General features: G+C 73.7%; 16 protein-coding genes and 1 pseudogene. 12 read left to right on the top strand and 5 right to left on the bottom strand.

The genetic code is table 11. From position 1 onward, the window contains the following. The 6 genes and pseudogenes from AB0G63_RS33940 to AB0G63_RS33965 form a co-directional block, all read left to right on the top strand. Positions 1 to 372: pseudogene (locus tag AB0G63_RS33940) on the top strand (rhamnose isomerase); the annotation flags it as partial. 60 nt (positions 373 to 432) lie between these two features. Further along, positions 433 to 2472 (top strand): bifunctional aldolase/short-chain dehydrogenase, encoded by a 2040-nt coding sequence (locus tag AB0G63_RS33945; RefSeq protein ID WP_360758368.1) that lies wholly within the window; start codon positions 433 to 435, stop codon positions 2470 to 2472. Further along, positions 2469 to 3920, top strand: coding sequence for an FGGY-family carbohydrate kinase (locus tag AB0G63_RS33950; RefSeq protein WP_360758370.1), 1452 nt, complete (start codon positions 2469 to 2471; stop codon positions 3918 to 3920). Before AB0G63_RS33945 ends, AB0G63_RS33950 begins: the two co-directional genes overlap by 4 nt. Before the next feature lie 70 nt (positions 3921 to 3990). Beyond that, the gene (locus AB0G63_RS33955) at positions 3991 to 4746 is read left to right on the top strand and encodes a (Fe-S)-binding protein (RefSeq protein WP_360758371.1); all 756 of its coding nucleotides are present in this window, start codon (positions 3991 to 3993) and stop codon (positions 4744 to 4746) included. Then, the gene (locus AB0G63_RS33960; protein WP_360758373.1) at positions 4743 to 6227 is read left to right on the top strand and encodes a LutB/LldF family L-lactate oxidation iron-sulfur protein; all 1485 of its coding nucleotides are present in this window, start codon (positions 4743 to 4745) and stop codon (positions 6225 to 6227) included. The genes AB0G63_RS33955 and AB0G63_RS33960 overlap by 4 nt, the downstream gene beginning before the upstream one ends. After that, positions 6224 to 6877, top strand: coding sequence for an LUD domain-containing protein (locus tag AB0G63_RS33965; RefSeq protein ID WP_360758375.1), 654 nt, complete (start codon positions 6224 to 6226; stop codon positions 6875 to 6877). The genes AB0G63_RS33960 and AB0G63_RS33965 overlap by 4 nt, the downstream gene beginning before the upstream one ends. A gap of 206 nt (positions 6878 to 7083) precedes the next feature. Here the strand turns inward: AB0G63_RS33965 and AB0G63_RS33970 are convergent, their stop codons facing one another. Then, complete coding sequence (locus tag AB0G63_RS33970) at positions 7084 to 7224, bottom strand: hypothetical protein (RefSeq protein WP_360758377.1); 141 nt, start codon at positions 7222 to 7224, stop codon at positions 7084 to 7086. A gap of 507 nt (positions 7225 to 7731) precedes the next feature. Here AB0G63_RS33970 and AB0G63_RS33975 point away from each other — a divergent pair. Further along, positions 7732 to 8589, top strand: a complete 858-nt coding sequence (locus AB0G63_RS33975) for a MoxR family ATPase (RefSeq protein WP_360758428.1) — start codon at positions 7732 to 7734, stop codon at positions 8587 to 8589. 59 nt (positions 8590 to 8648) lie between these two features. Further along, on the top strand, positions 8649 to 9941 hold the full coding sequence (locus tag AB0G63_RS33980) for a VWA domain-containing protein (protein WP_360758430.1): 1293 nt from the start codon (positions 8649 to 8651) through the stop codon (positions 9939 to 9941). 153 nt (positions 9942 to 10094) lie between these two features. Here the strand turns inward: AB0G63_RS33980 and AB0G63_RS33985 are convergent, their stop codons facing one another. From AB0G63_RS33985 to AB0G63_RS33995, 3 genes are all read right to left on the bottom strand, one after another. Then, a complete protein-coding gene (locus tag AB0G63_RS33985; RefSeq protein ID WP_360758379.1) occupies positions 10095 to 10460 on the bottom strand; it encodes a cupin domain-containing protein in 366 nt (121 codons plus the stop codon). Between the two features lie 125 nt (positions 10461 to 10585). Then, the gene (locus tag AB0G63_RS33990) at positions 10586 to 11566 is read right to left on the bottom strand and encodes a pyridoxal-phosphate dependent enzyme (protein ID WP_360758381.1); all 981 of its coding nucleotides are present in this window, start codon (positions 11564 to 11566) and stop codon (positions 10586 to 10588) included. Beyond that, positions 11563 to 12252 (bottom strand): helix-turn-helix transcriptional regulator, encoded by a 690-nt coding sequence (locus AB0G63_RS33995; protein WP_360758383.1) that lies wholly within the window; start codon positions 12250 to 12252, stop codon positions 11563 to 11565. The genes AB0G63_RS33990 and AB0G63_RS33995 overlap by 4 nt, the downstream gene beginning before the upstream one ends. A 465-nt stretch (positions 12253 to 12717) precedes the next feature. Between AB0G63_RS33995 and AB0G63_RS34000 the strand changes: the two genes are divergently transcribed. The 3 genes from AB0G63_RS34000 to AB0G63_RS34010 all read left to right on the top strand — a co-directional run bounded on the left by AB0G63_RS34000 (position 12718) and on the right by AB0G63_RS34010 (position 17570). Next, the gene (locus AB0G63_RS34000) at positions 12718 to 15381 is read left to right on the top strand and encodes a LuxR C-terminal-related transcriptional regulator (RefSeq protein ID WP_360758385.1); all 2664 of its coding nucleotides are present in this window, start codon (positions 12718 to 12720) and stop codon (positions 15379 to 15381) included. A 191-nt stretch (positions 15382 to 15572) separates the two neighbouring features. Beyond that, on the top strand, positions 15573 to 17216 hold the full coding sequence (locus AB0G63_RS34005) for an MFS transporter (RefSeq protein ID WP_360758432.1): 1644 nt from the start codon (positions 15573 to 15575) through the stop codon (positions 17214 to 17216). A gap of 156 nt (positions 17217 to 17372) precedes the next feature. Continuing rightward, on the top strand, positions 17373 to 17570 hold the full coding sequence (locus AB0G63_RS34010; RefSeq protein WP_324788126.1) for a hypothetical protein: 198 nt from the start codon (positions 17373 to 17375) through the stop codon (positions 17568 to 17570). A gap of 124 nt (positions 17571 to 17694) precedes the next feature. Here AB0G63_RS34010 and AB0G63_RS34015 read toward each other — a convergent pair whose 3' ends face one another. After that, positions 17695 to 18051 (bottom strand): carboxymuconolactone decarboxylase, encoded by a 357-nt coding sequence (locus tag AB0G63_RS34015; RefSeq protein WP_360758387.1) that lies wholly within the window; start codon positions 18049 to 18051, stop codon positions 17695 to 17697. A 275-nt stretch (positions 18052 to 18326) separates the two neighbouring features. On the opposite strand from AB0G63_RS34015, the gene AB0G63_RS34020 reads away from it, so the two are divergent. After that, entirely contained in the window at positions 18327 to 19691 is a 1365-nt protein-coding gene (locus tag AB0G63_RS34020) for a hypothetical protein (RefSeq protein WP_360758389.1), read from the top strand. The last annotated feature ends 74 nt before the right edge of the window (positions 19692 to 19765 follow it).

The following is a 19765-nucleotide window of genomic DNA, read 5'->3' on the forward strand; positions in this document are numbered from 1 at the left end:
CGCATCATGTACGAGGTCGTCCGCGGCGGCGGCTACACCCCCGACGTCGCCTTCATGCTCGACCAGTGCCACAACATCGAGGCCAAGATCCCCGCCGTCATCCGGTCCGTGATGAACGTCCAGGAAGCCACCGCCAAGGCCCTGCTCGTCGACCGCGAGGCCCTGACCGCCGCCCAGCGCGGCGGCGACGTCCTCGGCGCGAACGCCGTCCTCATGGACGCCTACAACACCGACGTACGCCCACTGCTCGCCGAACTCCGCGAGGAGACGGGCCTCGACCCCGACCCGATCGCCGCCTACCGCCGCTCCGGCTGGCAGGAGCGCATCGCCGCCGAGCGTGTCGGCGGCTCCCAGGCCGGCTGGGGCGCCTGACCCCCGGCCCCGCCTCCCGCACACCCGCACCGCCCCGACGACGCAAGGAAGAGACCGACCATGGCACCCCACCCCGAAGCCGCCGAACTGCTGGCGCGTTCCCACCGGCTCGGCGCGGATCCGCGCAACACCAACTACGCCGGGGGCAACGCCTCCGCGAAGGGCACCGAGACCGACCCCGTCACCGGCGGCGACGTCGAACTGATGTGGGTCAAGGGCTCGGGCGGTGACCTCGGCACGCTGACCGAGGCCGGCCTGGCCGTGCTGCGCCTGGACCGGCTGCGGGCGCTGCAGGACGTCTACCCGGGCGTCGAGCGCGAGGACGAGATGGTCGCCGCCTTCGACTACTGCCTGCACGGCAAGGGCGGCGCGGCCCCCTCCATCGACACCGCGATGCACGGCCTGGTGGACGCGGCGCACGTCGACCACCTGCACCCCGACTCCGGGATCGCGCTCGCCTGCGCGGCCGACGGCGAGAAGCTGACCGCCGAGTGTTTCGGCGACACGGTGGTGTGGGTGCCGTGGCGGCGGCCCGGTTTCCAGCTCGGGCTGGACATCGCGGCGGTGAAGGCGGCCAACCCGCAGGCGATCGGCTGCGTGCTGGGCGGTCACGGCATCACCGCCTGGGGCGACACCTCCGAGGAGTGCGAGCGCAACTCGCTGCACATCATCCGCACGGCGGAGGCGTTCCTCGCCGAGCGCGGGAAGCCGGAGCCGTTCGGCCCGGTGATCGAGGGCTACCAGGCGCTGCCCGAGGCCGAGCGCCGGGAGCGGGCGGCGGCGCTGGCGCCGTACGTGCGGGCCGTCGCCTCCCAGGACCGCCCGCAGGTCGGGCACTTCACCGACTCCGACGTCGTCCTCGACTTCGTCTCCCGCGCCGAGCACCCGCGGCTGGCCGCGCTGGGCACCTCCTGCCCGGACCACTTCCTGCGCACCAAGGTCCGGCCGCTCGTCCTCGACCTGCCGCCCACCGCTCCCCTGGACGAGGCGATCGCCCGCCTGAAGGAGCGGCACGCGGAGTACCGCGAGGAGTACGCGGCCTACTACCGGCGGCACGCCCTGTCCGACTCCCCCGCGATGCGCGGTGCCGACCCGGCGATCGTGCTGGTGCCGGGCGTCGGCATGTTCTCCTTCGGCAAGGACAAGCAGACCGCGCGGGTGGCCGGCGAGTTCTACGTCAACGCGATCAACGTGATGCGCGGGGCGGAGGCGGTGTCGACGTACGCCCCGATCGAGGAGTCGGAGAAGTTCCGCATCGAGTACTGGGCCCTGGAGGAGGCCAAGCTCCAGCGGATGCCGAAGCCCAAGCCGCTGGCGACCCGGGTGGCGCTGGTGACCGGCGCGGGCAGCGGCATCGGCAAGGCGATCGCCGAGAAGCTGGTGGCCGAGGGCGCGTGCGTCGTGGTCGCCGACCTGAACGGGGACAACGCGGCCGCCGTCGCCGAGGGGCTGGGCGGCCCGGACAAGGCGGTCGCCGTGACCGTCGACGTGACGGACGAGGAGCAGATCGCCGCGGCGTTCAAGGCGGCGGTGCTGGCCTTCGGCGGCGTCGACCTGGTGGTCAACAACGCGGGCATCTCCATCTCCAAGCCGCTGCTGGAGACCACGGCGAAGGACTGGGACCTGCAGCACGACATCATGGCCCGCGGGTCCTTCCTGGTCTCCCGCGAGGCGGCCCGGGTGATGATCCAGCAGGGTCTGGGCGGCGACATCGTCTACATCGCCTCCAAGAACGCCGTCTTCGCCGGCCCCAACAACATCGCCTACTCCGCCACCAAGGCCGACCAGGCCCACCAGGTGCGGCTGCTGGCGGCCGAGCTGGGCGAGCACGGCATCCGCGTCAACGGCGTCAACCCGGACGGGGTGGTGCGCGGCTCGGGCATCTTCGCGGGCGGCTGGGGCGCCAAGCGGGCGGCCGTGTACGGGGTGCCGGAGGAGAAGCTCGGCGAGTTCTACGCCCAGCGCACCCTGCTGAAGCGGGAGGTGCTGCCCGAGCACGTCGCGAACGCCGTCTTCGCGCTGACCGGCGGCGACCTGACCCACACCACGGGACTGCACGTCCCGGTCGACGCCGGCGTCGCGGCCGCCTTCCTGCGGTGAGCGCGTCCGTGAAGTCGTACGCCGCGGTCGACCTCGGCGCGTCCAGCGGACGCGTCATGGTCGGCCGCGTCGGCCCCGACAGCCTGGAACTGACCGAGGCGCACCGCTTCCCCAACCGTCCCGTGCGCGTGCCCGAGGGGCTGCGCTGGGACGTCCTCGGCCTGTACGCGGGCGTCCTGCACGGGCTGCGCCTGGCGGGCCCGGTGGACTCCGTCGGCATCGACAGCTGGGCGGTGGACTACGGTCTGCTGGACGCGGACGGGGCGCTGCTCGGCAACCCCGTGCACTACCGGGACAGCCGCACGGAGGGCGTCGCGGAGAAGGTGTGGGCGACCGTGCCGGCCGACCGCCTGTATGCGGCGACCGGGCTGCAGTACGCGCCGTTCAACACCCTGTACCAGTTGGTCGCGGCCCGTGAGACGCACCAACTGGCCCAGGCCGAGCGGCTGTTGCTCATCCCGGACCTGCTGGCCTACTGGCTCACCGGCGAGCAGGGCACCGAGCTGACCAACGCCTCCACCACCCAGCTCATCGACCCGCGCACCCGTGACTGGTCGCACGACGTCGCCGGCCGGCTCGGCATCGACCTCGGCCTGTTCGCTCCGCTGCGGCAGCCGGGCGACCCGGCCGGCAGCTTGCGTCCCGAGGTGCTGGAGGAGACCGGGCTGACCGGTCCGGTGCGGGTGACGACGGTCGGCTCGCACGACACGGCCTCCGCCGTGGCCGCCGTTCCGGCCACCGGGGGCGAGCGGTTCGCCTACATCTGCACCGGCACCTGGTCGCTGGCCGGGCTGGAACTGGCCGCGCCCGTGCTCACCGAGGAGAGCCGGGCCGCCAACTTCACCAACGAGCTGGGGCTGGACGGCACGGTCCGGTACCTGCGCAACATCATGGGTCTGTGGCTGCTGCAGGAGTGCGTGCGGGCCTGGGGCGACCCGGACCTGGGCGAGCTGCTGCGGCAGGCGGCCGAGGTGCCGGCGCTGCGGTCGGTGGTCGACGCGGGCGACGCGGCGTTCCTCGCGCCGGGCCGGATGCCGGAGCGGATCGCCGAGGCGTGCCGTGCCTCGGGGCAGCCGGTGCCCGAGTCACCCGCCGAGATCACGCGCTGCATCCTCGACTCCCTCGCGCTCGCCCACCGGCGGGCCGTCGAGGACGCGCAGCGCCTGGCCGGCCACCCGGTCGACGTGGTGCACGTCGTCGGCGGCGGCACCCGCAACTCCCTGCTGTGCCAGCTGACCGCCGACGCCTGCGGACTGCCGGTGGTGGCGGGCCCGACGGAGGCGGCCGCGCTCGGCAACGTGCTCGTCCAGGCCCGCGCCCACGGACTGGTCGGCGACCTCGCCGGGATGCGGCACCTGCTCACCCGGACGCAGCCGCTCACCCGCTACGAACCCCGCGGCGACACCCGGCGGTGGCGGGAGGCGCAGGCCCGGCTGGCCGGAAAGTGACCCGGTGTCGCCGGGGGCGCTCAATGGAGCTACCCTGCACCCATCCGATGATCGATCACGAGGAGCCGCGATGCGTGTCGCTCTGTTCCTGACCTGTGTCAACGACACGCTGTATCCGGACACCGGCCGCGCGGTGGTGAAACTGCTGACCAGACTGGGCGTCGACGTCGATTTCCCGATGGCCCAGACCTGCTGCGGGCAGGCCCACTACAACACCGGCTACCGGCACGAGGCGGAGCCGATGGCCCGGCATTTCTCCGATGTCTTCGGGGAGTACGAGGCGATCGTCACACCGTCGGGCTCGTGCGGGGCGATGGTGCGGGAGCTGTATCCGCGCATGGGTGAGCGGGCGCGGGCCGAGGGTCGCGGGGACGGTCTCGCGGCCACGCTGGCGCCCGTGGTGCCCAAGACGTACGAGCTGACGGAGTTCCTGGTGGACGTGCTGGGGGTGACGGACGTCGGGGCCTATTACCCGCACAAGGTGACGTACCACCCGACCTGTCACGGGCTGCGCGGGCTGGGGCTCGGCGACCGGCCGCGCCGGCTGCTGGAGGCGGTCAGAGGCCTGGAGCTGGTGGAACTGCCGGGCGCCGAGGAGTGCTGCGGCTTCGGCGGCACCTTCGCGCTGAAGAACTCGGACGTGTCGGCCGCGATGGGCCTGGACAAGGTCCGCAACGCCGAGTCGACCGGCGCGGAGGTGCTGTGCGCCGCCGACAACTCGTGCCTGATGCACATCGGCGGCACCATGGCACGGCTGAGCACCGGCATGCGGCCGGTGCACATCGCGGAGATCCTGGCCGGCACGGAAGAGGAGCCGACGGCATGAGCGGAACGTTCGTGGGGATGCCGGCGTTTCCCCGGGCGGCCCACGAGGCCGTGCACAACCAGACCCTGCGCGGCAATCTGCGGCACGCCACGCACACCATCCGCGCCAAGCGGGCGGGCGCCGTCGCCGAGGTGTCGGACTGGGCCGCGCTGCGGGAGGCCGGCAAGCGGATCAAGGACCACACGCTGCGTCACCTGGACCGCTACCTGGTGCAGTTGGAGGAGGCCGTCACGGCGGCGGGCGGCATCGTCCACTGGGCCGCGGACGCCGACGAGGCCAACCGGATCGTCGCCGGCCTGGTCAAGGAGACCGGGGAGACGGAGGTCGTCAAGGTCAAGTCGATGGCGACGCAGGAGATCGGACTCAACGAGGCCCTGGAGGCCGAGGGCATCCGCGCCTACGAGACCGATCTCGCCGAACTGATCGTGCAGTTGGGCAAGGACCGGCCCTCGCACATCCTGGTGCCCGCCATCCACCGCAACCGCGGCGAGATCCGGGACATCTTCCGCTCGGAGATGAGCGAGTGGGGCCGTCCGGCGCCGGAGGGCCTGACCGACTCGCCCGCCGAACTCGCCGAGGCCGCCCGGCTGCACCTGCGGGAGAAGTTCCTGCGGGCCAAGGTCGGCATCTCGGGCGCCAACTTCATGGTGGCGGAGACCGGCACGCTGGTGGTCGTGGAGTCCGAGGGCAACGGGCGCATGTGCCTGACCCTGCCCGAGACGCTGATCTCGGTCGTGGGCATCGAGAAGATCGTGCCGACCTGGCGCGACCTGGAGGTGTTCCTGCAGACCCTGCCCCGCTCGTCCACCGCGGAGCGCATGAACCCGTACACGTCGACCTGGACGGGCACCACGGACTCCGGGACGGCCGACGGCCCGCGGGTGTTCCACCTGGTCCTGCTCGACAACGGCCGCACCGACACCCTCGCCGACGAGGTCGGCCGCCAGGCCCTGCGCTGCATCCGCTGCTCGGCCTGCCTGAACGTCTGCCCGGTCTACGAGCGGGCCGGCGGGCACGCGTACGGCTCTGTCTACCCGGGCCCGATCGGCGCCATCCTCAGCCCGCAACTGCGGGGCACCGCCAGCGAGATCGACGCCTCGCTGCCGTACGCGTCGTCGCTGTGCGGCGCCTGCTACGAGGTGTGCCCGGTCGCGATCGACATCCCGGAGGTGCTGGTGCACCTGCGGGAGCGGGTCGTGGAGGGCGGGCCGGTGACGCGTGAGGGCAACAAGGTGGTGCTGCGGCCGGCGAAGGGGCACGCGGCCGAGCGTGCGGCCATGCGCGCGGCCCGCTGGGCGTTCACGCGCCCCGGCGCGCTGCGCACCGGCCAGCGGCTGGCCTCGCGCACCCGCCGCCTGCATCCGCGGACGCTGCCCGGTCCGGGCCGGGCGTGGAGCGGCACCCGGGATCTGCCGCCGGTGCCGGCGGAACCGTTCCGCGACTGGTGGCAGCGGACGCACGGCGGGAAGGACGCGAAGTGAGCAGCAGGGAACGGGTCCTGGCTCGGGTACGGCGCGCGCTCGCCGCCGCGGGGCAGGACGAGACGCCGTACGAGCAGGCCGTCCCCCGGGACTACCTGCGCGAACACGGCGACCGGAGCGTCGAGCAGACGGTGGAGCTGCTGGCCGAGAACCTGGCGGACTACCGGGCGGTCGTGCACCGCTGCGCGGCGGACGAGCTGGCGGCGACGATCGGCCGGCTGCTCTCCGCGCACGGATCCAGGACGGTGCTGGTGCCCCCGGGCCTGGATCCGCGGTGGCTCGCGGCGACGGAGGCCGAGCGGGTGCCGGACCGGGCGGAGAGCACCGCTCACGAGCTGGACCGCGTCGACAGCGTGGTCACGGGCTGCGCGGTGGCCGTCGCCGAGACCGGGACGATCGTGCTGGACGGCGGCCCGGAGCAGGGCCGCCGCCGGATCACGCTCGTCCCCGACCACCACGTCTGCGTCGTCCGCGTCCCCGACCAGGTCGTCGGCTCGGTGCCCCAGGCGCTCGACCGCCTCGACCCGGCGCGGCCGCTCACCTGGATCTCCGGCCCGTCGGCGACCAGCGACATCGAACTGGACCGCGTCGAGGGAGTGCACGGCCCACGCACCCTGGAAGTGGTACTGGTCACCGGCCCGACGGACTGAGCACGGCCGCCGGAACAACCCAGGAGGGGCGGCCGCTCAGGCGGCCGCCCCTCTGCCCCGTCTCCGCCCCGCACCGACCACGACCGCCCGCCGAGACGGCCCCCAGCCCCTCGGCCCGGGCCGCCACCGGCCCCACGTCGGCCACGGCCGACAGCGCCATCGCCGTGTCCGGCGCCACGTCGACGCAACCGACAGCACCGTCGCCGTCACCACTCCCCGGAGCGGATTGCCGCGCATCGGCCCAGGCCCACGACCGGGCCCGTGTCGGCCACGAGCCGCCGCGCCATCGCCTCGTCCATCGCCTCGTCCATCGCCTCGTCCATCGCCTCGTCCATCGGCTCGCCCATCGCCTCGCCCGAGATCGGCCCAGGGCCGCCACCGGCCCCGCATCGGCCGCGGCCGGCAGCGCAGTCGCCGTCACCGGCCGCCGAGACGGCCCGCCGCGTATCGGCCCAGGCCCGCCACCGGCCTCGCATCGGCCACAACCCGCACCACCATCGCGACGACCCGCAGCATCACGCCAGGACCGGCCCCCGGAGGGGCCTGCCGCATCCCGTCCCAGGCCCGCCACCGGCCCCGCGCCGGCCGCGGCCGGCAGCGCCGTCGCCGCGGCCCGACGTGAAGCGCCGCTGCGGTGGCCCGCCGTGTCCTGGCGCGGGTCCGTGACCGGCGCTCGGCCCGTCGGGGACGGCGCGGTGGCCTCGACCGCCGCGTCGGCAGGGCAGACGGCGCGTACCGTCACGCCCGGGCACCCGGCCCGCCGCAGGGGTTCCATCCGGCATTTCCTGGTGACACGCGCCATGAACAAGCGCTTAGATAGTCCCCGCGACACCAGCACCGACCGGGAGGCCCCGTTGTTCACATCCGTCGACGACGTCTCCGCACGTCTTGCCGAGACCGGCTACCTCGCCTCGCCCGCGGTCGCCACGACCGTCTTCCTGGCCGACCGGCTCGGCAAGCCGCTGCTCGTCGAAGGCCCCGCCGGGGTCGGCAAGACGGAACTCGCCAAGGCCGTCGCCCAGGTCGCCGGGGCACGCCTGGTCCGCCTGCAGTGCTACGAGGGCGTCGACGAGTCCCGGGCCCTGTACGAGTGGAACCACGCCAAGCAGCTGCTGCGCATCAGCGCCGGCCGTGACGAGACGTGGGACGAGGCGCGCACGGACATCTTCAGCGAGGAGTTCCTGCTCACCCGCCCCCTGCTGACCGCCATCCGCGGCGACGACCCCAAGGTGCTGCTGATCGACGAGACGGACAAGGCGGACGTCGAGATCGAGGGGCTGCTCCTGGAGGTCCTCAGCGACTTCCAGGTCACCGTCCCCGAGCTGGGCACGATCACCGCGGCCCGCCGCCCCTTCGTCGTCCTCACCTCCAACGCGAGCCGCGAACTGTCCGAGGCGCTGCGCCGCCGCTGCCTCTTCCTGCACATCGGGTTCCCCGACCAGGAGCTGGAGCGCCGGATCGTACGGCTGAAGGTGCCGGAGCTGGACGAGGCGCTGGCCGCGTCCGTCGTCCGGGTGGTCGGGGCACTGCGCGCCATGGACCTGCGCAAGGTCCCGTCGGTCGCGGAGACCGTGGACTGGGCGCGCACCCTGCTCGCGCTCGGCGCCGGCACGCTCGACGAGAGCGTCGTGCAGGCCACCCTGGGCGTGCTGCTCAAGCACCAGGACGACGTGCTCAAGGCGGCCGCCAAGCTCGACCTGGACGCCGTGTGACCGCCCCCGGCGTCGCCGAGCGGCTGACCTCCCTGGTCGACGCGCTGCGCGCGCACGGCATGCGTGTCGGCACCGGCGAGACCGTGGACGCGGCCCGGGCGGTCGCGGCGCTGGGGCTGGACGACCGTGAGCTGCTGCGGGAGGGGCTGGCGGCGACGCTGCTGCACGACCCGGCCGGCCGGAAGGTGTTCGACCCGATCTTCGACCTGTACTTCCCGCGCGGTGTCGGCGGACCGCTGGACGAGCCGGCCGGCCGGGACGACCTGCGCGACCGGCTGGCGGCCGCGCTCGCCGCGGACGACCGGGCGCTGCTGGAGCGGCTGGCGGCGGAGGCGGTGGAGGGTTTCGGCGCGTACGGCTCCTCGCCGGCGTCGGACGGCTGGTCGGCGCACCAGACGCTGGACCGGCTGCGCCCGCAGACGCTGCTCGCACGCGTCCGGGACGGGGTCCGCGCGCAGGGCTCCGGGTCCGGCTTCACCGACCGGTTGCTGGAGGACGAGATCCGGCGGCGCATCGAGACGTTCCGCGCCATGGTGGCGGCGGAGGCGCGGCGCCGGGTCGCCGAGCGGCGGGACCGGGACGAGATCGCCCGGCGCGCGGTGGCGACGACCCCCGACCGGGTCGACTTCCTCTACGCGGGCCGGCTCCAGCTCGCTGAGCTGCGCAGGACGGTGCAGCCGCTGGCCCGCAAGCTCGCCACCCGGCTGGCGGCCCGCCGGCGCCGGGCCTCCCGGGGCAGCATCGACCTGCGGCGCACCCTGCGCGGGTCGCTGTCGACCGGCGGGGTGCCGATGAAGCCGGTGCTGCGCAGGCGCCGTCCCGTGCGGCCCGAACTGGTGCTGCTGTGCGACGTCTCGGGGTCGGTGTCCGGCTTCTCGGACTTCACGATGCTGCTGGTGCAGGCGCTGCACGAGCAGTTCAGCAAGGTGCGGGTGTTCGCCTTCGTCAACCGGATCGACGAGGTGACCGGGCTGCTGGTGCGCGGCACGGCCGATCCGGAGGGGCTCGGCGCCCGCATCCGCTCGGAGGCGACGCTCACCGGCTGGCACGGCAGCAGCGACTACGGCGTCGCACTGGGCGAGTTCGCGCAGCGGTACGGCGACGCGGTCGGCCCGCGCACGACGGTGTTCGTGCTCGGCGACGCCCGGACGAACATGAGCGACCCGAACCTGGCAGCCGTCCGGCAGATCGCCGGACGGGCCCGCCGCCTCTACTGGCTGAACCCCGAGCCGCGCGCCCAGTGGGGCACGGGCGACTCCGCCGCACCCGAGTACGCGGGGCTGGTGGAGATGCACGAGTGCCGTAACGCCCGGCAGCTCGGCGCGATCGTCGCCCGCCTGCTGCCGGTCTGACCCGGCGCTGCCGGTCTGATCCGCTGCTGCCGGTCTGGTCCGGCGCGCCGGTCGCTGACTTCCTGCATCCGCGCGGCTCGGAGCCCGGACACACTGAGCCGTGCCGCCACGCGGTCAGGAGCCCGGAGGCACTGAGCCGTGCCGCTGCGGGGCTCAGTCCCGCCGCGCCTTCGCGTATTCCTTCGCCATGGTGCCGGCGAAGTCGTACAGGACGACCGGTTCGTCGCCGACCACCCAGGCGTCGTGGCCGGGCGGGAGGACGAACACGTCGCCCGGTCCGACCTCGCCCTCGGCGCCGTCGTCCATGCGCAGGCGCATCCGCCCCTGGACGACGTACCCGTTGTGGTGGACCGTGCAGCTCTCCGTCCCGGCGATGGGCGCCACGGACTCGGACCAGCGCCAGCCCGGTTCGAACGTGCCCACGGCGAAGTCGAGTCCGGTGAGATGGACGGCTTCGAGGTGTCCGCGCGGGAAATCGCGCCGCTCGTCCGGCTTGTCGACGGTCTTGATCTCGAACATGACAGCTCCCTCCGTTGCGAGCCTGGGACCACACCATCGTCGACCCCGCAACCCGGCACCGCCATTCGGGGGACCCGCGCGGTGCCGTGACACACGGTGCCATGGCGGCGGTGAGCCGTCCGTTCTCAGGCGCTGCCGCCCCCGCACAGCAGGGCGAAGCGGTCCGCGGCGATGTTGCCGCCGGAGAGGATCAGCCCGACCCGGCGCGGCAGGGGGTCCGTGCGCCCGGTCAGCAGTGCGGCCAGCGGGGTGGCGCCGCTGGGTTCGAGGACGATCTTCAGTCGTTCGAACGCGAACCGCATCGCGTCCCGGATCTCGTCGTCGGACACCAGGACGACGGTGTCGACAAGGCGCTGGTTCACCGAGAACGTCAGCTCGCCGGGGGTGTCGAGGGCCTGCCCGTCGGCGATCGTGCGGGGCACCGGGATCCGGACGCGCCGGCCCGCCTCCAGGGACCGCCTGGTGTCGTCCCCGGCCTCCGGTTCGACGCCGACGACGCGGATGCCGGGATACCTGCCCTTGGCCGCCGTGGCGCTCCCGGCGATCAGTCCCCCGCCGCCCACGGGCACGATCAGCTCGTCCAACTCCCCTGATTCGTCGAGGAGTTCAAGCGCCGCCGTGCCCTGTCCCGCGATCACGTGCGGGTGGTCGTAGGGCGGGATGAGGGCGAGGCCCCGCTCGGCGGCCAGGGCCTCGGCGACGGCGGCACGGTCCTCGGTGTAGCGGTCGTAGGTCACGATCTCGGCGCCGTAGCCCTCGGTGGCGTCCCGCTTCGAACGCGGCGCGTCCTCGGGCATGACGATGACGGCGGTGGTGCCGAGTTCACGGGCGGCCAGGGCGACGGCCTGGGCGTGGTTGCCCGAGGAGTACGCGGCGATGCCCCGGGCCAGCTGCTCGGGGGTGAGCCGGGAGGCGGCGTTGTAGGCGCCGCGGAACTTGAAGGCGCCCACCCGCTGGAGGTTCTCGCACTTGAGGTGGACCTCGGCGCCGACGAGCGCGTCGAGGGTGCGCGAGCGCAGCACGGGGGTGCGGTGCGCGACGCCGCTGAGCCGGGCGGCGGCTTCGCGGACGTCGTCGAAGGTGACCGGCGGGGTGGTGGTCGTCACGCGTGTCCTCCATCGGTGGTCGGGGCGTGGGCGGCGCGCGCCTGGGAGAGGTAGCTGTAGGCGGACGCGCGGGAGATGCCGAGGCGGGTGGCGACCTGTTCGACCGAGTGGCGCACGGCGAAGACGCCGTGCTCGTCGAGGCTGTGGAAGAGGTCGAGACGCCCGGCGCGGTCGAGGCCCGCCCAGGCGCCGCCGCCGACGGGGCGGTGGGCGTCGAGGACGGCGTCCACCACGGAGTCGATGTCGCCCGCGAAGGTGGTGACCGGTGTGTCCGGCGCGCCGCCGCCCGAACCGGCCAGCGCGCCGAGCAGCGCGTGGGCCTGCCGCACGGCGGTGATGTCGACGTTGAGGCACAGGGCGCCGAAGACGGCTCGCGTGGAGTCGCGCAGCAGGATCGTGGACGACTTGACCAGCGCTCCGGTCCGGGTGCGGGTGACGTAGTTCAGTTCGTCCCGCGCGTCGTCGCCGCGTGCGATCATGCGCAGCCCGATCTCGCTCATCGCGCCGCCCACCCGGCGTCCGGTCACCTCACCGGCCAGCGCGACGACCGACCGCTCCGGCCGCCGGTAGTCGTGCAGGACCGCCTCGCACACCGGCCCGAACGTCGCCGCCAGCCCGGCGACGACCGGGCGCAGCGCGGCGAGGATCGCGTCACGCTCCGCTTCGAGGGCCTCGTCGGCCGCCATGAGCGCTCCCCGTCCGTCGATGCTCCGGCCAGCCTCTCCGCCGCCCGGATCCCCTCCAGACTACACGTCCAGCGATTGGACCAAAAGTCCAACAGCCCCTCGTCGGCGTGCTCACCCCGGCAGCGCCACAACCCAGACCTGCACGTCGCCGTGCCGGAGGGTGAACCCCCGCCTACGCCGTGTCTCGACGAGATCGCCCGGCGCTGTCCCGCCGCGGATCTGGCCGTGCTCCAGCTCGGGGGCACCCGGCCGATTCGTGTGCGACCGCCGGAACGGCACCGTCGGTCCCCTGAACCCACCCGGGCCCACTCGGCCGGGCCGGGGCCGCCGCGGACGCGCACGGCCGGGGACCTCCGGGTACCCGGCAGGGGCCCATGGACCCTGTGTGACGAGCGGCCGCAGGGGAAATTGAGATCCTTGAGGGGGAGGGCCCGCCCGCGACCCGGCAAGACGGTGGTGAGCGCCGTGACAGCAAGCGACGGAACTCTGCACGAATCTGCCGCACCGAGCGTCGATCCACTGGGAGATCCATTTCTGCGGACACGTTTCGCCCTGCCCGCGCGGCCCGCGACGTTCCTGCGACGGGAGCGGCTGGTCAGGCACCTCGGGCAAGCACTGCTGACACCGCTGACGATGGTCAACGGTTCCGCCGGAGCCGGCAAGACGCTGTCGGTCGCGGACTGGGCCTCGGGCCTCGGGCAGCCGGTCGCCTGGCTGACCCTCGACCCGGCCGTCCAGAGCCCCGGGATGTTCTGGGCGCATCTGCTCCAGGCGCTGCGCACGGCCGGTGTGCCGGTGCCCGGTGAGATCGGCTTCCCCGCCGACGCGGGTCAGGTGAACCACACGCTGCTGACCCGGCTGGCCGCGGAGCTCGGCACCCGGGACCGGCCGGTGACCGTGGTGCTCGACGAGTTCGACCGGGTGACCGCGCCGGAGATCTCGCAGCAACTGGAGTTCGTCCTGCGCCATGCCGGGCCGGGGCTGCGTCTGGTGCTCGTCACCCGGACCGAGCCGCTGCTGCCGCTGCACCGCTACCGGGCAGCCGGTGAGATGACCGAGATCCGGGACGCCGAGCTGGCCTTCACGCCGGAGGAGGCGGCCGCGTTGCTGGAGCTGCACGGTCTGCGTCTGTCCGTGCGGGCGGCACGCGATCTGGTGGGGCGCACCCGGGGGTGGGCGGCCGGTGTGCGGCTGTGCGCCCTGGCCGCGCAGCGGAGCCCGGACCCGGAGGCGTATCTCAAGGAGTTCGAGGCCGGCCACAGCACGGTCGCCGACTTCCTGCTGGCCGAGGTGCTCAAGCGGCAGCCGGCCCAGACCCAGGACCTCCTGCTGCGCGTCAGTGTCCTGGACCGCTTCCGTGCCGATCTGGCGAACGCCCTGACCGGGCGGTACGACGCCGAGCCGATTCTCGCCGGACTGCACCGCGAGAACGCGTTCGTCGAGGACCTCGGGCACGGGTGGTACCGGCTGCACCCGCTGTTCCGGGAGATCCTCGGGGCCCACCTCCGGGAACGCTCGCCGGGACTGGAGCCGGAACTGCACCGGCGGGCCGCGCACTGGCTGCGGCGGTCCGGTTCCCTTCCGGAGATGCTGTCCCACGGCGCCGCCGCCGGGGACTGGGAGTTCACCTCCCGTGCCCTGGTCGACGATCTGGCGATCGGGCAGTTGTTCACCGGCCTGCGCTCCGAGGACCTGGCCGCGCTGTTCGCCGGGTTGGAGCCCGGGACGACGAGCCTCGCTACGGACCTGGTCCGCGCGGCCCGTGACCTGTCCCGGTGCGACCTCGACCGGGGTCTGGTCCACCTCCGGCATGCCGAGCGGCAGCTGCCCGCCGGGGCGTCCGCGCCCGCGCCGGCCCGGCTGAGCTGCGCCCTGCTGGAGGCTCTGGCGGCGCGGCTGGCCGGTGCTCCGGACCGTGCCGAGCAGGCCGCCGACGCGGCCCGGGAGCTGCAGCGGGAGGTCCCCGCCGATCTGCTGGACAGACACCCGGAACTTCCCGCTCTGCTGCTGACCCACCTGGGCTCCACGCGGCTGTGGGCCGGACGTTTCGCCGAGGCACGGGCCGCCCTCAGCACGGCGGCCCGCAGTCCGGGCGGCGCCGCCACGGCACTCGCGCGCAAGGAGTCGCTGGAGCACCTCGCGCTCATGGACTACCTCGACGGGTGGCCGGGCAGGGCGGAACGCAAGGTCTTCACGGCGATGACCGAGACGGAGCGGTTCGGGCTGCCCCAGCCGTCCGGCTGCGGCCTCGGACAGCTCGTGCTGGCCGCGGTGGCCGTCGACCGGAACGATCTGGGCCAGGCCGAGGCCCTCCTCGGGCAGGCGTCCGAGACGGCGGCGCCGGACCCGGTCACGGCCGCGGGCCGGTCCATCGCGACGGCCCGCCTGCTTCTCGCCCGGGGCCGGGCGCGCGCCGCGCTGGCTGCCACGGACGCGGCCGTTCCCGCCGACGTGGACTCGCCCTGGGCGAGGGGCCAGGCCGCGCTGATCGCCTCGTCCGTCCAACTGGCCGAAGGACGCCCGCAGGCGGCCGCCGAGACACTGGAGCAGGTGGCCGCCGAGCAGCCGACGTGCGCCGTGGGCGCGGCGCGGGCCCGCCTCGCCGCGGGCGACCGGCGCGCGGCCCTCCGCCTTCTCGACGACGTGACGGCCCGCGGGAGCAGCGGACCGGCGGTGCTCGTCCGCGCCACGCTGGTGCGGGCTCAGGCCGCGAACGCGACAGGTGACGTCGCCACCGCCCGCCGGCTTGTCGCCCGGGCGCTCACGGAGGCCCGGCGTGAGAAGCTGCGGCGTCCCTTCGTGGAGGCCGGAGCCTGGGCCAGGCCGTTCCTCGCCGGGGCTCCGCTGCAGTCCCTGGCCGCGGGCTGGCTCCTGCCGGCAGCCGCCGGAAGCGACCGGTCGCTGCCCCCGGAGACCGGAGCCGCCCCGGTGCTGGTGGAGCAATTGAGCGCACGTGAGCGTGATGTCCTCCAGCGGCTCGCTCAGACGATGTCGGCCGAGGAGATCGCCGCCGACCTGTACGTCTCGGTGAACACCGTCAAGACGCATCTCAAGAGCGTCTACCGGAAGCTGTCGGTGAACCGGCGCGGCGACGCCGTACGACGGGCGCGCGAGCTGCGGCTGCTGTGACCGTCCGCTGTTGAGGTGCCGGCTACCGGCGGGCCCTGAGCCGGCACGGGTGGCGGCCGTGGCGCCCTCCCCCGTGGCGGGTGAGGTGCCGGGGCCGGCGGGCGAGGTGCCATGGGAGCGGCGGCGAGCTTGCCGGCCGCTGCCCGGGTGCGGACGCCGGCGGGCCGGGCAGACTCGGCGAGGTGGACACCGTGAGACACTGGAGCGCTCTGATCGTCCTGGGGACGGCCCAGTTCCTGATGGTGCTGGACACCTCCGTCATGAACGTCTCCATCAGCCAGTTGGTCCACGACTTCGACACCGAGGTCACCGCCATCCAGGCCGTCATCACGCTGTACGCGCTGGTCATGGCGGCCTTCATGGTCGCGGGTGGCCGTTTCGGGGACATCCTGGGACGCCGTCGCGTCTTCCTGCTGGGTATGGCCGTCTACGGAACCGGTTCGGCCGTGACCGCCGTCGCGCCCACCCTGTGGGTGCTGGCTCTGGGCTGGTCGATCGTCGAGGGGCTCGGTGCCGCCCTGGTGCTGCCGTCCATGGCCGCTCTCGTCGCCGAGTCCTACCGTGACCGGGACCGCTCCCTCGCCTATGGCGTCATCGGTGGTCTGGCCGGTGCCGGCATCGCGGTGGGTCCGCTGCTGGGCGGCTGGGTGACGACCTATCTCACCTGGCGCCTGGTGTTCGCCGGTGAGGTGCTGGTGGTGATCGCCGTGCTGTGCTTCCGGAAGGCGATCACGGAAAGCGCCCCCAGCGGCCGGCGCCCCGGACTGGACGTCGTCGGCGCCGTGTTGTCGGCGGCCGGGCTCGGGCTGGGCGTGCTCGGTGTGCTGCAGAGCAGTTCGTGGGGATGGGTGCAGCCCCGCAATCCGCCCTTCACGGTCCTCGGCTTCGCACCCACGCTCTTCGTGGTCACGGCCGGGGTGGCCGCCCTCGTCCTCTTCCGGGCGTGGGAAAGGCGCCGGGAGGCCCGTGGTGCCGACCCGCTGGTGCACCTGTCCCTGCTCGGCAGACCGCCGCTGCGTTCGGGGCTGATGACGCTGCTGAGCCAGAACCTCATCCTCCTGGGCCTGTTCTTCACCATTCCGCTGTACCTGCAGGTGGTGCAGGGGTTGGATGCCTTCCAGACGGGACTGCGGCTGCTGCCGGTCTCCGCCACCATGCTGATGGCCTCCCTCGGTGCCGCCCGGTTCGGCAGGTCGGCGGGACACCGACGGGTCGTACGCGTGGCGCTGGTGGCGCTGCTGGCGGCTGTCGTGTGGCTGCTGGCCACGATCGACCCGGTCATCGACGACGCCCAGTTCTTCGGGGCCATGGCGCTGCTCGGGCTCGGCATGGGCCTGCTCGCCTCGCAGCTCGGCAACGTCGTGCAGTCCTGTGCCGGTGAGGAGGAGCGCAGCGAAGTCGGCGGGCTGCAGTTCACCGCCCAGAACCTGGGCTCCGCGCTGGGCACCGCTCTCATCGGGTCCCTCCTGATCGGTGCCCTGGCCCAGGCCTTCACCACGCATGTCGAGGACGACCCCCGTGTGTCGGACGAGGCACGCCGGCACACGAGCATCGCCCTGGAATCCGGGGTCAGCTTCGTCCCCACCGACCAGGTCCGCTCGGCTGCCGAGCAGGCCGGGCTACCCCCTTCCGAGGTGGAGGCCGTCACCGACTCCTACGCCTCGGCTCAGCTCGACGGCCTGCGCGCTGCCGTCCTCGCGACCGGAGGCATCACCCTGGCCAGTTTCCTGATCACCCGGGACCTGCCCGCCGGCAGCACGGCCCGAGGCACGGCGGAGCCGGCTGCCTCCGGGGACACGGTCGGTGGGCGCGCGGAGCGGGGACGGAGGCCGTGATGTCCCGGCCGACGCGGCGTTCCCTGGACGGTGATCGTTCTACCAGCCGGGCGCCCTGCTCACCTGCGCAGGGTGAGGCCGCGGGGCGTCCCCGCGGCGGACCATCGGGAGGTAGGCGGTTGGCCTGGCGGAAAGTCGCCCGCGGGAGAGCAGCCCATGCAGTATGAGATCCGCGTCGACGGGCATATGTCGGAGACGTTGACCAGCGCTTTTCCCGAGCTGGAGCACGTGGTGATCTCCGGCCAGACGGTGCTGTTCGGTCCGCTCGTGGACGAGGCGCACCTGTACGGCCTGCTGGCCCGTTTCCAGTCGCTGGGGCTGCACGTGGTGGAACTGCGGCGGCTGCCGGAGTGACCGCGGGTGCGGAGCGGGTCCGCGCAGCGGGACGCCGGTGCCACGAGGTCTGCTCGTGGCACCGGCGCGGTGCACGGCCGTCGGGACGGTCGAGCCCTGGGCGACGGCCCCGCCGCGTGTCGGGTCAGGAACCGCTCCGGCTCTGGGCCTCGGCTCGTGCGATGGTCTCGGCCTCGCCCTCGGCCAGCCCGATCGCGACACCGTACGCCTGGGCGATGTGGCCCGCGGCCGACATGACGCGCGCGGTCCCCACCACAGGCGCGATCGCGACGAGCAGGTCCTGCAGCTGCTCGACCGTGAAGTCCGCCTTGAACGCCGGGTCGACGTGGGCCAGGTACGAGATGGCCGGCGCGTCCATGGCGACCAGAGCGGCGATCCGGGTGAGGACGACCGACCGCTCGTCCATGTTGCAGCGCTCCATGGAGTCGATGGTCATGGCGGCGAGCGTGTCGAGAACGGGGGCGTCGGATGCAGTGGCCATGGTGAACCGCCTCTCGGTGCTGTCGGGGAGGGCGAACCGCCACCCGCCTGACGCGGGTCCCCAGTGCCCCGGCGATCCGGTCTCAGCCTAGGCGCACCCGTTGTACCGCGCGCGCGGAGCCGGCCGGCGTCGGCCGCGGACGCCGTTCACCCGTAGGGGGTGACCCGCCCCCGGGCGGGGGCGCGGGACGCTGGCCCGGTGTGGTCCTTGGCCCGGCGGGCCGGACTCCCCTGCGGACCCCGGCGGTTCCGGCCACCAGCGACCGAGGAGACTCCATGGGGACGACGAACGCTTCCGCATCCCCGGGCCCCGGCGGGGACGAGGGCGGCCGGTACGTCATGACCGGCGACGAACACGCCGAATACGAACGGCTCCGCCGTGCCGCCGGCGCACGCCACCGCGTGGTGCGCCGGGCCGGGGCCTCGGTCCTGCTCCTGCTGGCCCTGTTGCTGGCCCCCGTGGCGGTCGTCGCGGCCTGGCTGCACGACGAGGTCACCGACACCGACCGGTACGTGCAGACCGTCGCACCGCTGGCGTCCGATCCGGCCGTACAGAAGGCGGTCACCGACCGGCTGACAGAGCGTGTGGTCGCCAATGTGGACGTGGACGCGGTGACCGCGTCGCTGAGCAACGCGCTGGCCGACGCCGGGGCCCCGCCGGCCGTGGTGGACCGTTCGAAGGCCCTCGCCGGGCCGCTGCGCGCCGCCGTCACCGACGTCGTGCACCGCACCGTCAGCCGCGTCGTCACCAGCGACGCCTTCCAGCAGGCGTGGGAGGTCTCCAACCGGCGCGCCCACGCGGCGGTGGTGAACATGCTCACCGGCGAAAACAAGGGCGCCCTCCGCGCCCAGGGCGACACGGTCACGCTCGACCTCGGCACGGTGGTCGACCAGGTCAAACAGCGGCTCGTCGACGCGGGCTTCGAGAAGGCCACCGCCATCCCCGCGCCCGACCGGCAGATCGCCCTCTTCCGGACCGACAAACTGTCCGAGGCGCAGGACGCCATGCGGCTGCTGGACGTCGTCGGCTCCTGGCTGCCCGTGGTCACCGTCGTGCTCGCCGCCCTCGCCGTCTGGACCGCCCCCGCCCACCGGCTGATGCTGCTGGTGACCGCGACGGGTGTCGGCGTCATGATGGTCCTGCTGCTCGTCGCGCTGGCCGTCTTCCGCCGCGTCTACCTGGACGCCGTACCCCCGAGCACGCTTCCCCCCGACGCGGCGGCGACGATCTACGACACCTTCGTCCGCTTCCTGCGCGACAGCACCCGCACTCTGCTGGTCGTCGCCGTGATCACGGCGGTGGCCGCCTACCTGTACGGCCCGGGGCGCGCGGCCCGTGGTGTGCGCACCCTGGCGCGGCGCGGCACCACCGCCGCGGGCCGTGCGCTGCGACGCACCGGATTGCGGACCGGCCCGGCCGGGCGGTGGCTGGAGGCCCACCGGGCGTGGACCACCGGCGCGGTCATCGCGGCCGGAGTCCTGGCTCTGGTCCTGTGGAACCACCCCACCGTCGGGGCCGTCGCCCTGGTTCTGTGCCTGGTCCTGGTGGCCATGACCGTCCTGGCCGTGCTCGCCGGCACGGCGGCATCGGCACCGGGCGCGCCGTCGCCGGCCGGTGGACCGGGCCGGGCCGGGCCGTGAGCCGGCACGTTCCGGCAGCACGCTCACCCGTCCCGGGTGAGGTCACCCCGGGCTGGCGTGCGCACGCTGAAGGT

This window comes from Streptomyces sp. NPDC020996, from assembly GCF_040641355.1.
Lineage (GTDB): Bacteria > Actinomycetota > Actinomycetes > Streptomycetales > Streptomycetaceae > Streptomyces.

Bases quoted from the DNA above. Each gene is read 5' to 3' on its own strand.
- AB0G63_RS33945 (WP_360758368.1), top strand. From the start codon at position 433: ATGGCACCCCACCCCGAAGCCGCCGAACTGCTGGCGCGTTCCCACCGG.
- AB0G63_RS33955 (WP_360758371.1), top strand. From the start codon at position 3,991: ATGCGTGTCGCTCTGTTCCTGACCTGTGTCAACGACACGCTGTATCCG.
- AB0G63_RS33960 (WP_360758373.1), top strand. From the start codon at position 4,743: ATGAGCGGAACGTTCGTGGGGATGCCGGCGTTTCCCCGGGCGGCCCAC.
- AB0G63_RS33970 (WP_360758377.1), bottom strand. From the start codon at position 7,224: ATGGGCGAGCCGATGGACGAGGCGATGGACGAGGCGATGGACGAGGCG.
- AB0G63_RS33980 (WP_360758430.1), top strand. From the start codon at position 8,649: ATGCGTGTCGGCACCGGCGAGACCGTGGACGCGGCCCGGGCGGTCGCG.
- AB0G63_RS33985 (WP_360758379.1), bottom strand. From the start codon at position 10,460: ATGTTCGAGATCAAGACCGTCGACAAGCCGGACGAGCGGCGCGATTTC.
- AB0G63_RS33995 (WP_360758383.1), bottom strand. From the start codon at position 12,252: ATGGCGGCCGACGAGGCCCTCGAAGCGGAGCGTGACGCGATCCTCGCC.
- AB0G63_RS34010 (WP_324788126.1), top strand. From the start codon at position 17,373: ATGCAGTATGAGATCCGCGTCGACGGGCATATGTCGGAGACGTTGACC.
- AB0G63_RS34015 (WP_360758387.1), bottom strand. From the start codon at position 18,051: ATGGCCACTGCATCCGACGCCCCCGTTCTCGACACGCTCGCCGCCATG.
- AB0G63_RS34020 (WP_360758389.1), top strand. From the start codon at position 18,327: ATGGGGACGACGAACGCTTCCGCATCCCCGGGCCCCGGCGGGGACGAG.